General features: G+C 68.5%; 3 protein-coding genes and 1 pseudogene. 2 read left to right on the top strand and 2 right to left on the bottom strand.

Annotated elements, in window-relative coordinates; all coding sequences use genetic code 11:
* The coding region (locus tag WBA11_RS14480; RefSeq protein ID WP_424521376.1) for a glycoside hydrolase family 13 protein at nucleotides 1-1653 on the bottom strand (1653 nt) is incomplete at its 3' end.
* A 76-nt stretch (nucleotides 1654-1729) separates the two neighbouring features.
* On the opposite strand from WBA11_RS14480, the gene WBA11_RS14475 reads away from it, so the two are divergent.
* A complete protein-coding gene (locus WBA11_RS14475; protein ID WP_424521375.1) occupies nucleotides 1730-2080 on the top strand; it encodes an FKBP-type peptidyl-prolyl cis-trans isomerase in 351 nt (116 codons plus the stop codon).
* 284 nt (nucleotides 2081-2364) lie between these two features.
* Here the strand turns inward: WBA11_RS14475 and WBA11_RS14470 are convergent, their stop codons facing one another.
* Nucleotides 2365-4329: a sodium:solute symporter family protein gene (locus WBA11_RS14470; protein WP_424521374.1), complete on the bottom strand. Its 1965-nt coding sequence runs from the start codon at nucleotides 4327-4329 to the stop codon at nucleotides 2365-2367.
* Between the two features lie 193 nt (nucleotides 4330-4522).
* Between WBA11_RS14470 and WBA11_RS14465 the strand changes: the two are divergent.
* Nucleotides 4523-5332: pseudogene (locus WBA11_RS14465) on the top strand (hypothetical protein); the annotation flags it as partial.

Below are 5332 nucleotides of genomic sequence, written 5' to 3'. Positions count from 1 at the left end.
CGTGTCGTCGTCGTCCCAGCGGAAGTACACGTAGACGCCGTCGCGCGGGATGAACTGGGTCAGTCGGCCGTGGTGGACCACATCGGCGGTTTGGCGCCATCGCGTAAGGCTGCGAACGACGTCGAAGGCGGCTTGCTCGCGCGGGGTGCGGTCGGCCTCGAGGAAGACGCTGCGGTCGTCGTCGGGCCAGCCGCCGGGCATGTCGAGCCGCTTGAAGCCGTCGCCGCCGGTTCGGGGGCCGTTCGGCATCGCGATCTCCGTTCCGTAGTAGATCTGCGGGATGCCGCGTGTGGTGAGTTGGAAGGCCGTCCCGAGCGTGAGCGCCGAGAGGTCGTCGGCGTCGCCGTAGGCCCGGTCGAGGTCGTGGTTGTCGAAGAAGGTGACCAGGTCGTTCGGCGCGGGGTAGACGTGGTCTTGGGCGAGCGTCTCGTAGACCTCGTACACGTTGCCGCCGGGCAAGAAGCCGCCGCGCATCGCGAACGACAGCGGAAAGTCCGTGACGGAGGGCAGCTCCGAGTCGTAGCCGTCGCCGCTCGCGCGGAAGTCGTCCTGCCAGTAGGCCTCGTGGGGGACGTTGTTGACCCAGCTCTCGCCCACGATATTGAACGTCGGGTACTCGTCGAGGACGTAGCGCGACCACCGCGCCATGTACTCTTTGTCGGGGTAGAGGTAGGTGTCCATGCGGATCCCGTCGACGCCGGTGTGCTCGATCCACCAGACGGTGTTCTGCAACAGGTACTGCGCGAGGAGCGGATTCGACTGGTCGAGGTCGGGCATCTCGCGCACGAACCACCCGTTGACCAACTGGTCGCGGTCGACGTCGGACGCGTACGGGTCGATGGCCGCGGCGCCGGTGTAGTTGGTCTGGCCGTACTCCTCCCACGAGTGGACCCAGTCGGCCGTCGGCGGGTCGGCCATCCACCAGTGGCGGTCGCCGATGTGGTTGTGGATCATGTCCATGATGACCTTCATGCCGCGCCCGTGGACGTCGTCGACGAGCGCCGTGAACTCCTCGGTCGTGCCGAACCGAGGATCGGTCGCGTACATGTCGGTCGCCGCGTAGCCGTGGTAGGCGCCGTACTCGGGCGTCATGTTGTTCTCGAAGATGGGCGTGAACCAGATCGCCGTCATGCCCAGGTCCTCGAGGTAGTCGAGCCGCTGCCGGACGCCCTCGAAGTCGCCGCCGTGGCGGGCGTTGGGGTTGGAGCGGTCGGCGCCCTCGAGGTAGCCGGGGACGGCGTCGTTGGACACGTCGCCGTTGGCGAAGCGGTCCGGCATCATGAGGTAGATCACGTCCTCGCTCGAGAAGCCCTGCGCGTAGCTACCCGGCGCCCGCGTCCGCTCCCGCAGCTCATATTCGAGGCTCTGCACGCCGTCGCCCTCGAGGTCGAACCGCAGCGTGCCGGGCTGGACGCCGGGCTCGAGGGTGAGCGACAGGAACAGGTAGTTCGGGCTGGCGACCGCCGTGACGGCGTCGAGGGAGACGCCGTCGTAGGGCACCAGGGTCACGCGGGCGCTGCCGACGTCCTCGCCGTAGAGCAGGATCTGATGCTCGGGGTGCGTCATGCCGGCCCACCAGAAGGCGGGCTCGACGCGCTCGACGGTCTGCGAAAGCGCGACGAGCGGAAACAGAAACAGGAGCAGGCGGACCATCGGCGACGGAGGAGCGTGAGCCGAAAGAAACGGCCGAGTGGGGTCGCTAGGTTCGGCCCTCCCTTCCCTCTTCCCGATGCGCACCGCCTCCCTCCTGCTCTCCGCCCTCGTCCTCTCGGCCTGCGGACCCGGCGAGCCGCCCGACGACGGCGTCCTCGAGGTCGCCGAGCCGACCAGCACCGTGACCGTCGCGTACGAAGGTCGCCTCCAAGATGGGACCGTGTTCGACGCGAGCGACCGGGCCACGTTCAGCCTGCTCCAGGTCATTCCAGGCTTCCAGGCCGGCATCGCGGGGATGACCGAGGGCGAGTCGAAAACGCTGTCCCTGACGCCCGAGCAGGGCTACGGCGCCTCGCCGCCGCCCGGCAGCGGCATCCCGCCCAACGCGCCGCTCGTCTTCGACGTGACGCTCATCGAGGTCGAGTAGGCGCCCTCGAGGTCGACGCCCTCCATCGCGTCTTCGACCTCGAGGTCGGCGCATCGAGGTCGGCGCATCGAGGACGCCCGTTAGGCCTCTGGACACAGCCTCGAGATCGCGTGGCCGGTTCGTCCTCGAGGCCGCGCGGAACACCGTACGGATCCCCACCTGCGCGGGGATGACCCATGGTGAGGCGAGGTCGACATGCGCTCCTCGTTCGTAGGGGCACACCGCTGGTGTGCCCACCGTCCGACCTTGGCCCCTCGAGGGCGAAGTCCGACCTCGAGGCCGACTCAGGACTCCGCCGCCGCTTCGTGCCCCGCCGACACCGTCACGATCTCGTCGCCCACCGCGTCCGGCACGTCTTCGTCGAGCGCGTTCGGTCCGAAGCCCCACCGCACCCAGACCGGGACGAGCGCGAGCCCCGCTCCGAGGTACACCAGCGACGCCAAGGTCGAGGCGTCCGGCGCCGGGATCAACAGGCGGCCCGCACCGACCAGCACCAGGAACAGCGACGCGGCCGTCGTGGCCGTCAGGCCCAGTCGGTTGCCGAGTTGCTTCGGCGCGCGACCAGGGTCGTCGCCGGCCTCGAGGGCGGTCTGGCGCCAGAAGCCGAACGGGCGGACGCGGTTGTAAAACGCGACGCGCGTGCCGGAGTCCGTGGGCGGCGTGACGAAGGTGACGCCGACGGCCGCCAACGTCGAGACGCCGGCCATGATGGCGAGTCGGAGCGCGTCCTCGTCGGGCGCGTCCGACAGGTCGAACCCGAACAGCAGGACCGGGGCCAGAACGAGGGACGTGGCGATGGCGGCGAGCTCGCTCCACAGGTTGATCCGCTCCCACAGCCAGCGCAGGACCAGGACCGAGCCCATCCCGGCGCCCAACAGCAGCGACGTCGTCCAGCCCTCCTGGATCGACCCGAGGTTGGCCATGATGGCGAGCGCGATCACCAACAGCACGATGTTCGAGACACGCGCGACCGTCACCAGCTCGCCCGGCGTCGCCTCCCGTCCTCGAAGGTGCTGCGCGTAGAACCGGCCGTACAGGTCGTTGCTCCAGTAGCTCGCGCCCCAGTTGAGGTGCGTGTCGATGGTGGACGCGAGCGCCGCCAACAGCCCCACCAGCATCAGACCCCGCGCGCCTGTCGGCAAGGTCTCCGCGATGCCAGTCACGAACAGGATCTCGCGGCCCGCGACGAAGCCCTCGGCCGAGGCGTCGCCCGCGGTAAACGGGTAGACGACCAGGAGCGCGACGGCGATCACGATCCACAGGAGGCTCCGCGCGACGACCTGCGCCCACGCGAACACGACGCCTGCCAGCCGCGCGTCGCGGTCGGACTTGCACGCCATCGACCGCTGGGCGAGGTAGCCCGTCCCGTCCGAGTTCATCTGGAAAAACCACTGCAACCCGACGATGGTCAGAAACGGCCCGAGCACGCCCCACGACGTGTCCGGCGCCGAAAAGCTGAGCATTTGACTGGCCCGCAGGTCGCCGTAGATCTCGGCCACGCGCTCCGTGAGCCCACCCAGTCCACCGGCCTCTCCGACGATGACCCAGGCGTAGATCATCGTCCCCAGCATCGCGAGCGCGAACTGGACCACGTCGGTCGCGATGACCGCCCGCAGCCCGCCGGTCGTGGAGTAGAGCGCCGTAAAGCCCAGGATGAGAAGGATCGACATCAGGTTGTTCGCCGCGGCGACGCCGGCCTCGAGGCCGGTCGCGGTCGTGCCCAACACGGACGTCACGTTCAACGCATCGACCAGGCCCACGAACAAGCCGTGGACGGCCGGGACCCACAGGTGCCACGGCAGGAACACCTCGGCCACGCGCATGGCGGCGACCAGGACGAAGGCCATCACCACGCAGTTGATGAGCGTCCCGTAGTAGAGCGACTTCAACACCCGCAACGCCAGCACGCCTTTCCCGCTGTACCGGACCTCGGTAAGCTGGGCGTCTGTGAGAACGCCCGAGCGCCGCCACCCGACGGCGAAGACGAACGCCATCAGCAAAAACGCGATCCCGTAGATCCACAGGCGCCACAGCATGAACACGCCGCCGGTCGCGACGAGTCCCATCACCAGCAGAGGTGTGTCCGCCGCGAACTGGGTCGCGGCCATCGAGAACCCCGCGCGCCAACCGCCGATCGTCTTGCCGGCCAAAAAATATTCGCCGAGCCCTTCGGACGCCTTCTTTCGAGCGCTCAGACCCGACCAGACGGCGTAAAGGACGAAGCCGAGAACGATCGTGAGGTCGAGCATACTTGAGGGTTTGGAACGCGCCCGAACCTACATCGAGGGCGATCGGAATGCCGCCTGCCCATTCTGGAGACCCGTATTTCCTATCACGCGCTAAACCCCTATTAACGCCATGGGGAAGTCCCTATGTGGAAGTCCGAGCGGAACGTCCGGCTCGGAGACCGATAGGAGTCACATCCCACCGCACATATCCCTGATGCACATCTCCACTCTCCGAGGCGCCCTGCTCGCGCTCTCGATGGTCCTCGCCCTCCCAGCGGCGGCGCAATCCCCCACCACGTTCACCGTCAACTCGACGGCCGACGACGGGAACTCCCGGGACGCTAACCCCGGTGACGGGCGGTGCGTCGACACGTTCACCGACTCGAACCCGGACGCGGACCCGCGGTGCACGCTGCGCGCGGCCGTCGACGAGGCCAACGCGACGTCGGGCGACGTCGTGATCAACCTCCCCGGCCAGCTCGCGGCCGGCGCCTCGGGCACGTACACCCTCTCGCAGACGGCCCCGAACGTGATGGAGAACACGTTCGAGGACGACAACGCGTTCGGCGACCTCGACCTGGGCGGCGACTTCTCGTCGCTCACCATCCGCGGCACGGGCACGCCTGGCCCCGAGGTCACGATCGGCCCAAACGACCGCGTGTTCCACGTGCTCTCGGGCGAGGTCACGATCGAGCGCGTCACGATCACTGGCGGCACGGCCCAGCCCGGTGACAACGGCGTGAGCGACCCCGGCATGGACGAGATGGTCGACGGCAGCAACGGCGCCGACGGCGGCTGCGTCCTGATCGCCGAGGGCGTGACGGCCACGCTCGATCAGGTGTCTGTCAACAACTGCTTCACCTCGAGCGGCGGCAATGGCGCGGCCCCGTCGGCTCAGGACACGGCCGGTGGCAACGCGGGCAACGGTGGCAACGGCGGCGGCATCGCCAACTTCGGCACGCTGACCCTGACTCGGTCGTTCGTCTACTCCAACGGGACGGGCGACGCCGGCTCGGCCGGCAAC

Origin of the sequence: Rubrivirga sp., from assembly GCF_049648075.1 — a bacterium.
Taxonomy (GTDB): Bacteria; Bacteroidota; Rhodothermia; order Rhodothermales; family Rubricoccaceae; genus Rubrivirga.
Note: the sequence above shows the minus strand (reverse complement) of the source record. Positions and strands in the feature narration are given on the sequence as shown.